At 36.0% G+C, this 239-nt stretch carries 1 protein-coding gene; it reads right to left on the minus strand.

Features of this window, described 5'->3' with window-relative positions:
• A partial coding sequence (locus AC6CH7_RS26540) for a thiamine pyrophosphate-binding protein (RefSeq protein WP_498265571.1) occupies positions 1 to 239 on the minus strand: 239 nt, incomplete at both ends.

Raw genomic sequence — 239 nt, forward strand, 5'->3', positions numbered from 1 at the left:
TGTAGATTTTCAAGAGATAATACTTTTTCAGTAGGACCATCAATTTGCTGTCCGTTATAATCAACTGAAGAGATTAGGTTATCTACTTTATTAAAAGGAGCATACATAATAGCCTCCCAATTTTGACCTTCCTGTAACTCTCCATCACCATGTAAAGAATATACAACCGAGTGATCTTTATTTAATTTTTTTGCAAGGGCTGCTCCGATAGCAACAGACATTCCCTGACCTAAAGATCC

The sequence above is a fragment of the Pedobacter sp. GQ55 genome, from assembly GCF_059758925.1.